The organism is Paludisphaera borealis (genome assembly GCF_001956985.1).
GTDB classification, from domain to species: domain Bacteria; phylum Planctomycetota; class Planctomycetia; order Isosphaerales; family Isosphaeraceae; genus Paludisphaera; species Paludisphaera borealis.
The window spans coordinates 106,429-120,740 of the sequence record NZ_CP019082.1 but is presented as its reverse complement, the minus strand read 5'-3'; the positions used below and the strand labels follow the sequence as shown (position 1 = coordinate 120,740).

Here is a 14,312-nt window from a genome sequence, read left to right as displayed (position 1 = left end):
CGAAAAGGGTCGTGCTGTGGAGTCGCCCCTCCCCTGAACACGCGTAGTGCGTACGACCGACCGACCGAACCACGACCGGCGGACCTCACCGTCCGCCGGCCGTTTTTCCGGCGACCATACCGACGGGGCCACACCCGTTCCCATTCCGAACACGGCCGTTAAGCCCGTCGGGCCTATGATAGTGCTTTCAGCGCGAAAGTCGGTCATCGCCGGAATCCTCCACCCCAGCCGCCCCCGATCGTCCTGATCGCGGGCGGCTGTTTTGTTGCGCGAAAATGGAGTGGTTTCTAAGTGAAAGTGAATTGGCTCGCGCGATCGAAGGAATGCCTGACGCGTAAGCCAATCGAACTTGTGAACACTGATTCACTGGGCCGTCTGACTCTGGTCGACGGGTGGTGGGAGGCCGAGGCCTTTGTCGATGGTGAGCGAGTCTGCTTCCAGATTGGTGGCCGTTACTCCCCAGATCCCGTCCTGATTGCGCGCGCTACGGATATCCTCCGAGATTACGACCAGATCAAATCAGACGTCGCGGCTTTCCTCCAAGCGGAATCCGAAAAGAACTGGGCGGACGTCGCCGAGGAGATCCGGTTGCTTCGGATCAGGGACTTCTTCTTATGCTGGCCGAAGCGTCCCGACGACGTTGAGATCCATTTCGACGGGCCCGCCGACGATTACCGATGCTGGCATTGCAACTACAATGGACGAACCCCGTCCGGTCTCGGATTGTGATACGTAATTGCGTGAAACCGTCGCCCTTGGCGATCGAAGACCCGTGATACGAGCCCGAAGCGCCAGCGAGGGAATCGGCGCAATCCCCTGGAGATCCCTCGCTGGCGCTTCGGGCTCGTATCGGACTGCTCCGTGCGTCCCACCGCGAAACGCGACGGTCCCACGCAATAGCGTATAATGGCTGAGAAGAAGCGAACCGGGGTTTCCGGCACTGTGGCTTCCGCGTCGTAACGCAGATCAGCAGCGATGACCTGCGTTCTATTTCAAGGCTTTGCTGGTTTCTCGATCCAACCTTTGAGCGGCATTGCGACGGCGGATTCTTCCTTGAGCAAGTAGGCGGAATCCGCAGCGAGGTCGGTCCAGCGGTCGGTTTTTCCGGTCGGCCAGCGGACTTCGATGGATGTAACGCGGTCGGCGGCGCCGAGGCCGAAGTGGAGGCGCGGATCGCAGGCCGATTGGTAGCTTCCGCCTCCCATCCGCTGCGAGGTCTGGCGACGGCCGCCGGCCTCGATCGTGACCCGGGCGCCGACGCCTTCGCGGTTCGACCGCGTTCCTTCGAGCTGCACGACGACGAACCGGCCGGGGTCGGCCGTCGTGTTGTGAAAGTACGCAAGCGGTTCGTTCTGGGACAGGATGAGGGCGTCGACGCGGCCGTCGTTGTCGAGGTCGCCGGCGGCCAGGCCGCGGCCGACGCGCAGCGCGGCCCAGGGCTCTCCGGCTTGCTCGGAGACGTCGACGAGCTTCGGGCCGCCGGTCGATCGGTTCTCGTAAAGTCGCGCGGGCATGGCGTAGAGGTAAAAGGGTCGGTTGTCGTTGACGTGTCCGTTGACCACCATCACGTCGAGGCGTCCCCGATTGGCGACGTCGAGCATGGCCATCCCGAACCCGAGCAAGTAGCGCGAGGCGACCCCCAGGCCGGAGCTTGAACTGGCGTCGGAGAACAGGCCGCCTCCCATGTTGCGGTAGAGCGTGGTCCCTTCGCCGTAGAAATTGGTGACCATCAGCTCGGGCCGGCCGTCGCCGTCGAGGTCGCCGCAGGCCACGCCCATGCCGGCTTGATAGCCGCCTCCGGCGTTGCCCGCGACGCCGGACACGAGCGCGGATTCTTCGAAGCGGAAGTCGCCTTGATTCATGTAGAGATAATTCGCCGTGCCGTCGTTGGAGACGAACAGGTCGAGCTTGCCGTCGTCGTCGACGTCGGCCGCGACGACGCCGAGGCTGCGGCCTCCGGCGTCGGTGAAGCCGGCGGCGGTCGAGACGTCGGTGTATCGGCCGCCGTCGTTGCGGAAGACGCGGTTGGGCGCGGGCTCGACCTTGCTCGGATCGCAGTAGAAGAACTCGCCCTTCTCGTTCTTGCAGGTCCGGGGATCGGCGGGGTCCCAGAGCATGTAGTGGCAGACGAAGAGGTCGAGGTCGCCGTCGTTGTCGAGGTCGGCGAACGCGGCCGACGTCGGGTTGTCGCGACGTCCCGCCAGGCCCGCCGCGTCGGTGACGTCCTCGAAGCCGCCGTCGCCTTTGTTGCGTAAAAGTACGTAACGGGCGAGCCGGCTGAGGAAGAGGTCGGGGCGGCCGTCGCCGTCGTAGTCGCCCACCGTCACGCCGAGTCCGTAGCCCTTCGAGCCGACGAGCGCGGCGACGCCGGTCTCGTCGCTGACGTCCTTGAAGGTGCCGTCGCCCTGGTTGCGGAACAGGCGGTCGAGCATGTCGGCGGGCGACCTGGGCGCTTCGCGGATCGAGCCCCCCTGAACGCAGTAGGCGTCGAGCCAGCCGTCGCCGTCGTAGTCGATCAGGCCGACGCCGCCCGACATCGTCTCGGGCAGCAGATGCTCGGGCGTCTGGCCGTTGTCGAAGACGAACCGCAGACCCGCGCGCTCGGCGTCGTCGACGAACATCGGCACCGGCCCGCGCCCGCCGGACGGTTTCGAGGCGATCGATTCGGAGTCGTTTGCCGCCGAGCCTCGGAGCACGTCGTCGAGGCGCTGGGCCAGCGTGTCGCCGCCGCTCGAAGCCGATCCGGTGCTTGCGCTGAGCGCGCGAGCTTGCCTGACGATCGAGTCGGTGGGCGATGCGGACGCGGCGAATGAAACGGGGGCCGTCGTCGACGCTACGGCCCGCGCCTCGGCGAGCAATGACCAGGCGCGGGCGTCGAAATCGCGGTCGAGCGTCCGCGACAGCTCGGCCAGTTCGCCGGCCCTTTCGAACAGCAGGCCGTCGTCGAGGATCAGCTTGCGGAAGCGGTCCTTGGCGACGTCGGTCCGAGCCTTGAGGCGGTGAAGGTCTTCGGCCTCTGGGGCCGCGTTGCTCTCGAGGGCGAGGGCCGCCAGGCGTTCGAGCGCGGGGGCGTCGGCCGGGCGATCCTTCAAGAGGGCCTGCAACGCGAGCCGCTCGGCCTGGGGATCGCGGCGACGGCGGGCGATCCACGCCCGCAAACCGTGGATGTCCGCGTCGCTCCAGCGGTCGGCCGCCAGGCGGGCCGATGCTTCGCGGAAGCCGTCGAGATCGTCGTCCGCGAGAGCCAGATCGAGGCGAGCCCGCCAGACGGGGAGGTCGTCGGGCCGTCGTTTCAGGCAGCGGTCGAGCAGGGCGCGGGCGTCGGCGAACCGGCCGGTGAGGATGGCGTGACGGGCCTGACCGAGCCAGACGCGGTCGTCGTCGGCCTCGGCCTTGCCGAGCGCGGCTCGCCAGGCTTCGATCGGCATCGACGAGTAGTCGAGCAGCCAGAGTTCCTTGAGTACCGCGGCGGGCTCGGGGCCGCGGCCCCACGAGGCTCGAAGCAGCTCGCGGACCTCGTCGAACCTTCCCTCGAACCGGTAGAGCCGCGTCATGGTGCGTTCGAGCGGGTAACGCTCGGCCTCCGGGGCGACGGCCAGCGCCTGGGTCAACACCTCCTCGGCCTGGGCGTAGCGGCCCGAATTCAGCAGGTGCGTCGCCCGCAGATCGGCCGCGCGCGGGAAGTAAGGGCTGGCGGAGGGGATTTGCGCCAAGGCCGCCAGCGCCTCCTCGCGCCGGCCCCGCGCCAGCTCGCATTCGCCCAGCAGAAACGGAACCTCGCCGTCATTCGTCCAGCGTTCCGCCAGCCTCGTGAGCTGCTCGCGCGCGGCGCCCAGGCGGCCGTCGGCGACGGCCTTCCGCGCCTGAGCCAGCTCGCTCCGCCACGTTTGAAGCTGGTAGGCCCGGCCGCAGAGCCCGGCGACGACCGCGAAAGTCGCCGCTGCGAACAGGATCACCCCAACCCGAAATCGCGATCGCTTCGCGCGCATTCATCGTCCTCGTTCCGCCGTCGCTCGGCAGGACGGCCTTCTCCTCGACGGCTCCCGCCTCTGCGGTTCGCCGGAAATCCTGCTTTCCGCCATCATCCCGCATCAACGTCGCCGCCCACAAGAGAAAGAAAGCTCGACTTTCCAGGCACCTCGGACGCTCGAACCGCGATCGTCGCGTGATGGATCCGAGATTGGTCGGGGATATGTCGGTCCCCGGGGGCGGGTTTACGACGCCTAACTACGAATACCGTCGTGAACGGGCTGACGCGCGGTCGAAATAGACCCTGGGAAATTCGGCTCAGGCAAGGTACGGCAGACGCTGTCGTGCTCCGCTATCTGTCGTTAACCCTCGATTTTGTAAAGGGTTCAGACAGGAGGCCGCGCGAGAGTGCGTGCAGGCTTGCTTGGTGCCGCAGGCCGGAAATCTCAAGCCTCGTATGATGGGTCGTCAAAGAAGTGTTGAATTTCTATAGAAGTTTTTCTTGCGGTCCCATCCTCGACGTGGCATAAGTAGGGGCTCGTCGATATTTTTCGATGGAATTCGGTGTTCGCGTCGTGCGCGACGCTCACTGCCTTTAGATCGTGCGTTTGCTTTCTCATCCATTGTCTTTGGGGTGGTCGGTTATGAATCGTGTTTCTCGTTCCAATCGAGGGTTCACCCTCATTGAACTGTTGGTGGTCATCGCCATCATCGCGGTTTTGATTGCTCTTTTGCTGCCGGCCGTTCAGTCGGCGCGGGAAGCGGCTCGCCGGGCTCAGTGCGTCAACAACTTGAAGCAACTGGGGCTCGCCACGCACAACTACCATTCCACGAACAACGTGGTGCCGGCTTCGAATCAGTTCCTGGGCCCCACGAAGGACCTGGGCTGGGGTTGGAACGCCACCTGGGCCGTGATGCTCCTGCCCAACATGGAGCAGGCGCCGATGTACAACGCCTATAACTTCTCTGTCGGTGCCGCGGATTCGAGCGAGCTGCTCAACTCGACCGTGACGCGCAGCCAGGTCGCCTTCATGCTCTGCCCGTCGGAGAGCCAGAAGGCGCGTCCGGGCGGGAACTGGGCGCCGACGAACTACGTGGGCAACCACGGCGGCCCGGGCGTCGACCGAATGTGGTCGGGCATGATCGTCGAGAATTTCACCAAGGGCCCGGCGGGCAGCTCCGTCTATCCGCCGGGGACGGCCTGGTGGGGGGCCGACGGCAACCTCGGGTTCTTCGGGTTCGAGAGCGTGACCGACGGCACCTCGAACACTGCCCTGTTCAGCGAGAAAGTGCTGGGCACGCCCCAGGGGAATCCTCCGGTGACCGCCGGAGCGGGAGCGAATGCGCGGCGCGGGATCTTCGACATCACGACGATGTCCACCGCCTACAACTCGCAGAACCAGGCGCTCGCCGTTCAGTCGATGCAGGCGTGCAATTCGATCCCGGCCACGACGGCGTCGCGGGCGGAGAGCTGGGTCTCCGGCTTCTCTTGGGCGATCGGCTATCAGTGGCACTGGATGAACAACTGCTACAACCATGGCAATATGCCGAACAAGAACATCTGCATCAACACGTCCACGGACGTGGGCGGGAACGTGTACGGCGGCACCAGCGGCATGGCCCCGCCCTCGAGCTTCCACCCCGGCGGTGTGAACATTTGCTTCACTGATGGCTCGGTCAAGTTCATCAAGGACTCGGTCTCGCCGCAATCGTGGTACGCGATCGGCACGCGAAACGGTGGGGAGGTCGTCAGCTCGGATTCGTATTGACGTTCCCCGGAAACTGGCTTCGATCCAAGGGGTCCGGTCGCGCCGCCTTCGTGTGGGGCACCCGGACCCCGAGGCTCCTCGCGTTGTCGTGGGCGGCCTCGCCTCTCACCAAGGAGAATGATTTGATGAAGAAGTATGTGCGCCTCGCCCTGGGCGGGGGAATGCTCGCCGCCATGATCGGGCTGGTCGGTTGTGGCGACGGGGCGAGCGATGGCCTGACCGCCGGCGCGGACGCCGAGAGGGCCCAGAACGTCTCCGATGCGATGAAGAAGATGGGCAACATGTCCGCGCCCAAGAAGGCTCCGCCGACTGTCGGCAAGGACGCGTCGGCTCCGGCCCAGGCCGGGGATGCCGAGGCGAAGTAAGCATCGGCCTTGCGAAGTCCTGGCGCGAGGGACGACGGACGGGATTGGCCGTGTCAAAGCGAAAACGACCATCGTCGACGACCCTCGCCCTCGCGTCGCTGATCCTCCTGGGATCGGCCACGGCGGCCTGGTTCGCCCTCGGGCCGCAGCGATCCGCCGAGGCTGAGGGAGAGCGGGCCGCCGCCCTCGCCGCCATCGCCCGCAGCGACCGCGACGAGGCCAGGGCCCGCCTCGATCGCTGGCTCGCCCTCGAGCCCCGGTCGGGAGAGGCCAAGGCTCTATCGGCCCAGGTCGACATCGAAACAGGCGACCTGGCCCGCGTCAGCGACCAATTGAACGAGGCCCGGGCGCTCGGATTCCCCGAGCCGGGCCTCGAGCGCGTCCATGCGCTGGTCCTGGCGCGGATGGGGCGGTTCGGCGAGGCCGAGCCGATCCTCGCGAGGGAATTGAACGAACACCCGGACGACGCCGCGGTGCTGGAGGCGCTCGCCCTCGTCTACCTCAAGACGTACCGGCTTCGCGACGCCGAGAAGCTGATCGCGCGCTGGATGCGGGCGCAGCCCGACGCCGCCCGCCCGTACGTGTGGCGTGCGGAGATCGATCGACGAATCCAGGTCGACACCTCGATCGACCTGGAGACCGACTACCGCGAAGCGCTCCGGCGCGACCCCGGGCTCGAAGCGGCCCGGCTGGGCCTGGCGGAACTCCTCCGCCGCGCGCATCGAGGCGCCGAGGCCGCCGCCGAATACGAGATCTACCTGAAAGCTCGGCCCGACGATCCCACGGCCCTCGCCGGGGCCGGCCAGAACGCCGTCGATCTCGGCCGGATCGACGAGGGGCTGAAGCTGGCGGACGCCGCACTGGCCGTCGATCCCCAGAACGTGACCGCCTTGCGCGCACGCGCGGCGGCCGAGTTGAGTCGAGGCGACCCCGAGTCGGCGCTCAAGCGGCTCGACCGCTGTTTGAAGATCAACCCGTTCGACAGCGAGGCGCTCTACACGCGAAGCCTCGTCCGGGCCCGGCTCGGCCAGGCCGACGAAGCGCGAGCCGACCTCGAGACCGTAGAACGGCTCAAGCGCGAGCAGGCCGAGCTTTTGGCGATCCGCGACAAGCTGATGGCCGCGCCCGACGACAACGGCCTGCGGGCGCAGGTCGCCGCCTGGATGCTCGCCCACGGCCGGGCCGACGAAGCCGTCGAGTGGGCGCGAACCATCCTCGCGAGCAACCCCAAACATCGAGCGGCCAACCGGATCATGGCCGAATACTACGACACGCAGCCTGACGGCTCGGGGCTGGCGAACTATCATAGACTCCAGGCCGCCGACGCCGACGCCGACGCCGACGCGGGCGCCGAACAGCGCTGAGCGGAGACGGAGATGGGCAAGCGCGGGGTCAGGCTGGTTCTGGGGGGCGTACTGCTGGCCGCGACGTCGGCGGGCGCGGTCGTCGACTACGGAACCTCCCCGTCATTCGTCCAGTGTTCCCCCAGCCTCTAGGAATGCCCGATGTTTTGTTCGGGCCCGTTGTGTTTTGCGGTTCTGCCCCCTTTCCTACTCTCTTTCTGGAAACAAAAAGCGTCTGTATCGCCTAAGTAATTGACACGCCATTACGCGCCGAATATTTTAGGATCGCCTTGAGACGCAATTGCGTTGAGATGTTTGTCACCAATCTCTCCAGGAGGCGCAACATGTCAATCACGTCGATTCGAGGAAACGCAAAACGGCGCAACCGGAATTTCACTCCGGGTTGGATCGCAAAATCGGGCTATGGTCGGCTCGAGGCGCGGGCCCTCACCGCTCCCGCCATTTTCAGGAGGCCTCCATCCGATCCGCTCGAGGCTACGGATTTGTTGACGGCCACAGTGATCGGTCAGCCCGTAGATAACGGTGTCAATGCCGCCGTAGTTGCGGGAACGATCTTCAACGCTGCGGGGACGATGTCCGTTCTTCAGATGGCGAGCATCGGCGTTATAGACTCCGTCAATCCTAACGCTCCCGCAGCCCCGGTCGGCACATACGAGGTCTCTTTCGCGAGCGATGTGACACTCATACACTCCGGCGGAGCTGGTGCTGCCCCCAACGCCCTCGCCGCAACCACTCTCGTTCGAAACTACGTTCTCGCCGACACGAATCCAGGCGGGAGCGTGAATCCTGCCGTCGTCACCGAGAGTTTTACGATGGGCTATACCTTTCAGGTTGGCGGCATGTTCGCCGTCGGCCTGGCTACCCCAGGTATGACCGTTGTAGCCAACGGTGCCGGCACGACCGTTACCATCCCGGGCTTCGCTAGCCTCAACCTCACCACCAGCAGTTCCGGAACGATCGGGGGCGGTCAGACGTACTATTCTTATAGCTTTATCGCGTCTCCAGGACTCCGTTCTCTGACTCTGACGGCAACGCGACCGGTGGGCATCCTTCCTGGGGCGGGAACAAACCCCAACGGCACGGCCACAGGAATCCCGTGGAACGTGGCCTCCAACACCCTCATCAACACGGTGTCAACTATAGGCGGTACTAATGACCTAAAGACGACCTATAAGCTGGATATTGCGTAGGATTCTTCTTCCCGGACCCCGCCCGAGCCAAAGTGCTCTTGGGGAACTTCCACAAGCTCCTGCGGCTCGGCTTTCAGCCATTCCCCACGTCGCTCCTCAGGCCGCGTGAAGCAGTTCCGCGACCTGGGGCCGGCGCTCAAGCGGCTCGACCGCTGTCTGAAGTTCAACCCGTTCGATAGCGAGGCGCGCTAGACGCGGAGCCTGGTGCGCTCGCGGCTTGGCCAGGCCGTCGAGTGGGCCCGAACCATCCTCGCGAGCAACCCCAAACATCGAGCGGCCAACCGGATTATGGCCGAATACTACGACACGCAGCCTGACGGATCGGGGCTGGCGAACTATCATAGACTCCAGGCCGCCGACGCCGACGCGGGCGCCGAACAGCGCTGAGCGGAGACGGAGATGGGCAAGCGCGGGGTCAGGCTGGTTCTGGGGGGCGTGCTGCTGGCCGCGACGTCGGCTGGCGCGGTCGTCGGCTGGCGCGCGTATGCGGCGGGGCGCGTCCGCGCCGAGGTCGCTCAGGCACGCCAGGAGATGGCCTCCGGCTTGATCAACCTGGCGCGCGACCGCTTGACGAAACTCCTCGACGGCGGATGGTCCGACGACGGCGAGGCCGCCCTCGAACTGGCCCACTGCGAGATGATGCGGGGACGCCGCGACGCGGCGTTCGCGGCCTGGGAGCGCGTGCCCGATCAATCGCCCGTCGCCCCTCAGGCGGCCCTCGAACGGGGCGGCGTCCTGACCCAGGCCGGGCGGTTCCAGCAGGCCGAGGAGGTCCTGAGCCCCTTCGTCTTCCGGCCCTCCCCCCAACGCGCCGACATCCGTCACGCGCTGCTGACCGTGCTCGTGCAAGAAGGGCGGCAGGCCGATGCGCGACGGTTGATCGAGCGGCAATGGGACCGGACGACCTCGGACGAGCGCGCCGAGCGGATGGCCTTGCTGCGCGAGCACATCGCGCTCGACTTCGAGCCGGTGGATCTCGAAGTTAACTTTGGGAAGATCCTCGACCACGACCCGCCGGGCGACGACGGGGCGCGGATGCGGCTCGCCAAGGCGCATCTGGCGATCCGGGCGGGGAAGCTGCCGCAGGCCAGGGAATGGCTCGACGTCAACCTCCGCGACCGTCCCGTCGACCCGATAGCCTGGCGGGCGATGCTCGATTGGGCCGTCGCCGCCGCTGATCCCGCCGCGGCGCGATCGGCCCTCGCCCACCTGCCGGCCTCCCACTTCACCACGACCGAGGCCGCGGCCCTCCGCGCCTGGTTCGCCGGCCAGAGCGGCGACGAGGCCGCCGAGCGCGCCGAGCTGGAACGCCTGGTCGCGAGCGAGCCGAACCGGCCGGCGTCGTGGACGCGACTGATCGAGCTGGCCCGCCGGCAAGCCGACGCCGACGCTTCTGCCCGGTTCCAGAAGCGCAAGGCGGAACTCGACGCCGCCCAGGACGCCTATCTCCGGCTCCACAAGAAAGACGCCATGGCTGAGAACCTCGGCGCGTTCGCCGGGCTGGCGGCGACCCTCGGACGCGGGTTCGAGGCTTGGGGGTTTTGCTCGCTGATCCTGACCGACGACCCGAACAACGCCGACGCGCGCGCGACCCTGTCGGCCCTCGCCGAGCCCCCAGCGCTCGCGGGATCGCCGGGCGTGACGCTCGCCGACGCGTTGGCGCTGAAAGAGTCGCCGACGGTCGCGGACTCGACGGCGCTGAAGCCCTCGGCCGCCCGCGCCGTCCCGACCTTCGTCGATGACGCCGAGTCCGCCGGGCTGGGGAGTCTCGTCTTCGACAACGGCCATTCGCCGATCTGGCAGCTCCCCGAGATGTCGAGCGGCGGCGTCGCGCTGATCGACTACGACGGCGACGGCTGGCTCGACGTCTACGCGCTGCAAGGCGGTCGGTTCCCGCCGACGCCCGGCTCGTCGTCCGGCGACCGCCTGATGAGGAATAAAGGGGACGGGACGTTCGAGGACGTGACCGTGGCGGCGGGCCTCGCGGCCTTCCCGCGCGGGTACAGTCACGCGGTCGCCGTCGGCGATTACGACGGCGACGGCCGCCCCGACCTGTTCGTCACCCGATGGCGCGGCTACGCCCTTTACCGCAACAAGGGGGACGGGACGTTCGAGGACGTGACCGTGGCGGCGGGCCTCGGCGGTGGCGACCGCGACTGGCCGACCTCGGCCGCCTTCGCCGACCTCGACAACGACGGCGATCTCGACCTTTACGTCTGCCACTACGGTGCATGGGACGCCGACCATCCGACGCTCTGCAAGGACCCGAGCAACACCTCTTACGCCTCGTGCGATCCCCGCACGATCTCGGCGACGCCCGACCACCTGTTTCGCAACGACGGCGGCGTCTTCGTCGATGCGACCGCCGAAGCGGGGATCGTCGATCGCGAGGGCAGGGGGCTTGGCGTCGTCGCGGCCGACTTCGACGACGACGGCAAGCTCGACCTGGCCGTCGCCAACGACGGCACCGCCAACTACCTGTTCCACAACAAGGGGGGCCTTCGGTTCGAGGAGGTCGGCCACGACTCGGGTTTCGCCGCGAGCGCCGACGGCGGCTACAAGGCCGGCATGGGGATCGCCTGCGGCGACCTCGACGGCGACGGTCGGATCGACCTGGCCGTCACCAACTTCTACCTCGAATCCACGACGTTTTATCACAACATGGGAGGAGGGGCCTTCGCCGATCACACGTCGATCGTCGGCCTCGCCGCGCCGAGCCGCTGGCGGCTGGGGTTCGGGGTCTCGTTTCTGGACGCCGACGCCGACGGCCGGCTCGACCTCATGTCGGCCAACGGCCACGTCAGCGACCTCCGCCCGCTGTTCCCGCACCGGATGTCCGCCCAGCTTTTCGTCGGCCTCGGCGGCGGCAAGCTGGCCGACGTCAGCGAGCAGGCCGGCGAGCCGTTCCAGCGCCCGCTGGTCGCGCGCGGCCTTGTCGTCGGCGACCTCGACAACGACGGCCGACCCGACGCCCTGATCGTCCCCCAGAATGACCCCTTGATCTACCTCCACAACACGACCGCCGACCCCGGCGGGTTCGTCGTCTTCCGGCTCGAAGGGACGCGGTCGAACCGCGACTCCGTCGGCGCGCGGGTGTCGGTCCGATCGGGCGGTCGGGTGCAAGTCGCCGCGCGGTTCGGCGGCGGCAGCTTCGCCTCGGCCGGCGATCCCCGCATTCATTTCGGCCTGGGCGAGCAGACCGCCGTCGAGTCGGTCGAGGTCCGCTGGCCCTCGGGCGTCGTCGACCGGTTCGGCCCGCTCGACGCCGGCGCCGGCTACCTCCTCCGCGAAGGCGAGAAAACCGCCCGGCCTCTGCCGGGCTTCGGCCCCCTTCCGCCGCGCGTCGACGCCACGATCAATCATGAGACGAAAGGATGATGGAATGAAGGTTCGATGGGGCATTCTCGGGTGCGCTCGGATCAGCCGTCGGGGCCTGATTCCGGGGATTCAAGGGTCGAAGTCGGGGACCCTCGCGGCGATCGCCAGTCGCGACCTCGACCGGGCGCGCGCCTGGGCCGAGGAGTTCGCGATCCCGAAGGCGTACGGGAGCTACGAGGAGATCCTGGCCGACCCGGAGATCGACGCGGTCTACATCCCGCTGCCCAACGAGCTGCACAAGCCGTGGGTCGAGGCGGCGGCCGACGCCGGCAAGCACGTCCTCTGCGAGAAGCCGCTGGCCCTCGACGCCGCCGAGGCCCGCGCGACGGCCGCCTACTGCCGATCGAAGGGCGTCCTGCTGATGGAAGCCTTCATGTGGCGGCACCAGCCGCGCACGCTGGAGCTGAAGGCCAAGGTGGCCGACGGTCTGATCGGCGATCTCCGGCTGATCCGCGCCTCGTTCTCGTTCCCGATCGACGCCGGCGACTGGCGGCTCGACCCGGCGCGGGGGGGCGGCGCCCTCTGGGACGTCGGCTGTTACGGCGTCAGCACGGCCCGGCTGTTCGCGGGGGGCGAGCCCGTGAAGGTCCGCGCGACCGCCCGGTTCCACGCCAAGAACGTCGACCTCAGCCTGGCCGCCGTGCTCGAATTCCCCGGCGGCGTGCTGGGGGCCGTCGATTGCAGCTTCGAGCAGCCGTTCCGATGCGTCTACGAGCTGGTCGGGACGAAAGGGGTGATCGAGGTCCCCGACGCCTACCTGCCGCCCGCCTCGGGCGCGCCGATCGCTCGGCTGCGGACGATCGCCTCGGGCTCCGACGCCGACGCCTCGGCCGACGTGGTCCGGACGCTCGAATTCGAGGCCGTCGACCAGTACGCCGCGATGGTCGACGCCTTCGGCCGCTCGATCGCATCAGGCTCGCTCGAATTCCCCGGCGAGGACGGCGTCGCCCAGATGGAAGCTCTCGAAGCGATCCGCACCGCCGCCGCCTCCTGACCCGGATCGGATCAAATCAGCGGAACATCTGGCCTCGCCCCTGGGCGTCGAAGGCGTCGCGGATGTGCTCGATTTCAGGGTCGGCGTCGTCGTCGGGCCAGAGGACGGCGACGACGTCGAACCGCGATCGCACTTCGAGCAGGTTGTATCGCTTCAAGAAATGCAACGCCGCCAACGTGAGCCGGCGCTGCTTTTCGAGCGTGACGGCCTCGGCCGGCTGGCCCCGGCGTCGGGCCTTGACCTCGACGAAGACGAGCGTATCGCCGTCGCGCGCGATCAAGTCGATCTCGCCGTTCGCCGTCCGGTAGCCGCGTCGGAGGATGCGCATTCCCCGGCCGCGCAGGTAGCGGGCCGCGGCGCGCTCGCCGCGGTCGCCGAGGAACCGGTTCCAGAACGCCCGCGTGATCGGGTTCATTCCCGCGCCTCGCCTCGCCTCCGCTCCCCGTCACGGCGAAGTGCCAGTCGGGTTGAACGCGACTATTGTACCCCGAGGCTGCGTTCGATATCACGCGCCTCGGAGCTGAGCGCGCCGGGCTTGCGGTTGTTTTTGAAGAACGGCGACGCGCTCGCCTTGGGGTCGGAATCGACCGCGTGGAGCTTGCTCACGTCGGCGTCGACGGCCGTCGGTTCGAGCGACTCGCCCGTGACCGACTTGGCATGGTCGCCTTTATCCTTGTCATCATGAACCCGGGTCGCGTGCCGCAAGCTCTCGCAACCCAATCCCGTCGCCAAAATGGAAGCCGCCAAGAGGCTCGACAGGCCGATCATGCGTCGCCGCATGGCCACACCATCCTCGCTTTTGAGCGTTTTGCGGAAAGCCACCGACCGAGACCCGGCCGGACGACCCCCCTCTTTTTGAAGCGGGCGAAGGCCCGAAGATGGGAATCCCCAAACGAAAGGCGGCGTACTATGCCGGATGTCTGAAGAGCCGTCCAGACGAATCGTCGATTTCAGCTTCACCGATCTTCAGTAAATCGGTTCTTGCCGTGGAAGGTGCCGACACAAGCCTCGCGAACGGGCGAGGATCTCCCCCGCGTCCTTCAGGAGGAGATCGGGCGGTTGTTTGGGAAGTTCCGCGCGGCGGTCGTGCTCTGCTGTCTCGAAGGTCTTACCGCGAAATGGCGGCCGGCAGATTGGGCTGCCCCGTCGGGACGATCCGCAGCAGGCTGTCGCCCGGCCGCTGTGCGGCGGTGGATCGGGTCGCGGCCCTGGTCGGAGGAAAAGGCCCGTCGCCAGCGCCGGAAGCTCGTTTTCGTGATCTAATCCGGCTGACGGGCGGGGGA

The 14,312-nt window shown here is 67.2% G+C and carries 11 protein-coding genes and 1 rRNA gene; 9 read left to right on the top strand and 3 right to left on the bottom strand.

The window, feature by feature from the left end:
- The first annotated feature begins 106 nt into the window (after positions 1-106).
- Together rrf and BSF38_RS00520 are read left to right on the top strand one after the other, a co-directional pair.
- A 5S ribosomal RNA gene (gene rrf / locus BSF38_RS00525) occupies positions 107-215 on the top strand.
- A 76-nt stretch (positions 216-291) separates the two neighbouring features.
- Positions 292-729 carry a hypothetical protein gene (locus BSF38_RS00520; RefSeq protein WP_145951909.1) on the top strand — a complete coding sequence of 146 codons (438 nt, stop codon included), beginning with the start codon at positions 292-294 and terminating at the stop codon, positions 727-729.
- Positions 730-992: 263 nt separating this feature from the next.
- Here BSF38_RS00520 and BSF38_RS29725 read toward each other — a convergent pair whose 3' ends face one another.
- On the bottom strand, positions 993-3,989 hold the full coding sequence (locus BSF38_RS29725; RefSeq protein ID WP_083712585.1) for a CRTAC1 family protein: 2,997 nt from the start codon (positions 3,987-3,989) through the stop codon (positions 993-995).
- 624 nt (positions 3,990-4,613) lie between these two features.
- Between BSF38_RS29725 and BSF38_RS00500 the strand changes: the two genes are divergently transcribed.
- From BSF38_RS00500 to BSF38_RS00470, 7 genes are all read left to right on the top strand, one after another.
- Positions 4,614-5,738: a DUF1559 domain-containing protein gene (locus tag BSF38_RS00500; RefSeq protein WP_076342979.1), complete on the top strand. Its 1,125-nt coding sequence runs from the start codon at positions 4,614-4,616 to the stop codon at positions 5,736-5,738.
- A gap of 125 nt (positions 5,739-5,863) precedes the next feature.
- Positions 5,864-6,103: a hypothetical protein gene (locus BSF38_RS00495; protein ID WP_145951908.1), complete on the top strand. Its 240-nt coding sequence runs from the start codon at positions 5,864-5,866 to the stop codon at positions 6,101-6,103.
- Positions 6,104-6,153: 50 nt separating this feature from the next.
- Positions 6,154-7,467, top strand: coding sequence for a tetratricopeptide repeat protein (locus BSF38_RS00490; protein WP_145951907.1), 1,314 nt, complete (start codon positions 6,154-6,156; stop codon positions 7,465-7,467).
- 323 nt (positions 7,468-7,790) lie between these two features.
- On the top strand, positions 7,791-8,657 hold the full coding sequence (locus BSF38_RS00485) for a hypothetical protein (protein WP_145951906.1): 867 nt from the start codon (positions 7,791-7,793) through the stop codon (positions 8,655-8,657).
- A gap of 204 nt (positions 8,658-8,861) precedes the next feature.
- Positions 8,862-9,044 carry a hypothetical protein gene (locus BSF38_RS00480; protein ID WP_076342975.1) on the top strand — a complete coding sequence of 61 codons (183 nt, stop codon included), beginning with the start codon at positions 8,862-8,864 and terminating at the stop codon, positions 9,042-9,044.
- 12 nt (positions 9,045-9,056) lie between these two features.
- The gene (locus BSF38_RS00475; protein WP_076342974.1) at positions 9,057-12,035 is read left to right on the top strand and encodes a CRTAC1 family protein; all 2,979 of its coding nucleotides are present in this window, start codon (positions 9,057-9,059) and stop codon (positions 12,033-12,035) included.
- Between the two features lie 4 nt (positions 12,036-12,039).
- On the top strand, positions 12,040-13,029 hold the full coding sequence (locus BSF38_RS00470; protein WP_076342973.1) for a Gfo/Idh/MocA family protein: 990 nt from the start codon (positions 12,040-12,042) through the stop codon (positions 13,027-13,029).
- A 16-nt stretch (positions 13,030-13,045) separates the two neighbouring features.
- On the opposite strand, the gene BSF38_RS00465 is transcribed toward BSF38_RS00470, so the two are convergent.
- Together BSF38_RS00465 and BSF38_RS00460 are read right to left on the bottom strand one after the other, a co-directional pair.
- Positions 13,046-13,444, bottom strand: a complete 399-nt coding sequence (locus BSF38_RS00465; RefSeq protein ID WP_076342972.1) for a YraN family protein — start codon at positions 13,442-13,444, stop codon at positions 13,046-13,048.
- A gap of 62 nt (positions 13,445-13,506) precedes the next feature.
- A complete protein-coding gene (locus BSF38_RS00460; protein WP_076342971.1) occupies positions 13,507-13,809 on the bottom strand; it encodes a hypothetical protein in 303 nt (100 codons plus the stop codon).
- Between the last annotated feature and the right edge of the window lie 503 nt (positions 13,810-14,312).

What these genes read in the sequence shown, in the direction of transcription:
- BSF38_RS00495 (WP_145951908.1), top strand. Translation starts at nt 5,864, where the DNA reads ATGAAGAAGTATGTGCGCCTCGCCCTGGGCGGGGGAATGCTCGCCGCC.
- BSF38_RS29725 (WP_083712585.1), bottom strand. Translation starts at nt 3,989, where the DNA reads ATGCGCGCGAAGCGATCGCGATTTCGGGTTGGGGTGATCCTGTTCGCA.
- BSF38_RS00460 (WP_076342971.1), bottom strand. Translation starts at nt 13,809, where the DNA reads ATGCGGCGACGCATGATCGGCCTGTCGAGCCTCTTGGCGGCTTCCATT.
- BSF38_RS00485 (WP_145951906.1), top strand. Translation starts at nt 7,791, where the DNA reads ATGTCAATCACGTCGATTCGAGGAAACGCAAAACGGCGCAACCGGAAT.
- BSF38_RS00500 (WP_076342979.1), top strand. Translation starts at nt 4,614, where the DNA reads ATGAATCGTGTTTCTCGTTCCAATCGAGGGTTCACCCTCATTGAACTG.
- BSF38_RS00470 (WP_076342973.1), top strand. Translation starts at nt 12,040, where the DNA reads ATGAAGGTTCGATGGGGCATTCTCGGGTGCGCTCGGATCAGCCGTCGG.
- BSF38_RS00465 (WP_076342972.1), bottom strand. Translation starts at nt 13,444, where the DNA reads ATGAACCCGATCACGCGGGCGTTCTGGAACCGGTTCCTCGGCGACCGC.
- BSF38_RS00475 (WP_076342974.1), top strand. Translation starts at nt 9,057, where the DNA reads ATGGGCAAGCGCGGGGTCAGGCTGGTTCTGGGGGGCGTGCTGCTGGCC.